Genomic DNA, 1,711 nt, shown 5'->3' with positions numbered 1-1,711 from the left:
CGGGCCGTGTCGGCGATCGGCGGCATCAGCACCTGCAGGGTAAGTCAGTATGACTTCCGCGAAATGCTGGCCAGCCGTAGCAACTGCTTGCGCGGGTTAGCAAAATGCCAGAGCCGCACGACGTAGCGGGCGCTGCGTCGCGGTGTACTCGCCACGGAGGCCAGCATGAAAGACGATAGCACCGTATATGTTGGATTGGACGTTCACAAGGAATCGATCACAGCGGCGTATGCGATCGATGGCGGTGATGTAGAGGTGCTGGGCAAGATCGCCACGACGAAGACCGAGATCGACCGCCTGTGCGTGCGGTTGCAATCGAAGGCGCGACACGTGCGTGCGGTCTACGAGGCGGGTCCCTGCGGATATGGCTTGCTTCGGCGACTGCAGAGCAACGGCTTTGATTGCATGGTGTGTGCGCCTTCGATGATTCCGAAGAAGCCAGGCGAGCGCGTCAAGACCGATCGCCGCGACGCGATCAATCTGGCTCGCTTGCTGCGCACGGGCGACCTCTCCGCCGTCTACGTCCCCAGCGTTGAAGACGAGGCATTCGCGACCTTGCGCGCGCCTGGGCAGGTGCGCGTGACGACCTGGGGCAGGCTCGGCGGCGCTTGAAGTCGTTTCTTCTGACGCATGGAATACGCTACCTCGGCAGAGCGAACTGGGGCGCTGCGCATCGACGCTGGCTGAGCAAATACACGTTTGAGAACCCTTGGCGCCAACTCGCATTCGAAGAGCACCGTCGCACGGTCGAGGATCGTTTGGCCCAGTGTGACCGACTCGAAGCGGCACTACGTGAAGCTGTAGGGTCGTGGCGTTTCTACCCGGCCGTGCTCGCTTTACAGGCCATGCGCGGCATCCAGTTCGTGACAGCCGTGGGACTGCTCTCGGAGATGGGCGACCTGTCGCGCTTCGAGCATCCCCGCCAACTGATGGCTTGGCTTGGGGTGACGCCATCGGAGCATTCGTCGGGCGGTTCCCGACGAACAGGCAGTATCACCAAGGCGGGCAACAGCTACGCAAGGAAGTTGCTCGTGGAGGCGGCTTGGAGCTATCGACACGCGGCGCGCGTGAGCAAACAGATTCAGCCACGGCACGAAGGTTTACCAAAGCCGATCGTCGATCGCGCCTGGGATGCACAGTTGCGACTGTGCCGACGATTTCGCAAGCTCGCCGCTCGAGGCAAACACGTGAACATCGCCGCGGTTGCGGTCGCGCGCGAGCTGGCGGGTTTCATTTGGGACGTCAGCAGGCTGGCCATGTCGCTGGCACTCCCGCAGACGGTGCGCGCAGCGTAGCGCTGCCCCACCGAACGTAGACAACGCAACGATGAAAGGAACGAGTTTCCTGAAGGTGGCGTAGCCCGGTACCAGAGCAACCCGCGTCCACGCTTGGCAACGGCAACAGCCGATCTGCGACGTAAGAAAGCGGCAGGCTCACAAGACGGATCTCTGTAATGCGGCAACCAACCCGCGAATATCAGCGTGATTCACCGTCGGACTTACAGCTACGCCACCTCCAGGGAACTCCGATGCCCAACGCAGAAAGAACTCACTTATCTGGCATTGACAGCGGAAGTCATATCAGCGTGGCCTCAAGGCCCTCTGGCGAGATGACGCGGGCGTGAGCAGGATCGCCTGATCGTGCTCACACTTGGATGTGTGCATTTAACCGTGGACCGACCCCCGAACCTTGGACACATTTGACTTGATGT

General features: G+C 61.3%; 1 pseudogene. It reads left to right on the top strand.

The window, feature by feature from the left end:
• Positions 1-165: 165 nt before the first annotated feature.
• Positions 166-1,295 (top strand): annotated as a pseudogene (locus APY03_RS26860) (IS110 family transposase).
• Positions 1,296-1,711: the final 416 nt, after the last annotated feature.

The organism is Variovorax sp. WDL1, from assembly GCF_001541225.1.
GTDB lineage: Bacteria > Pseudomonadota > Gammaproteobacteria > Burkholderiales > Burkholderiaceae_C > Variovorax.
The sequence above is the reverse complement of the archived record's forward strand: the minus strand, read 5'-3'. Positions and strand labels throughout refer to the sequence as shown.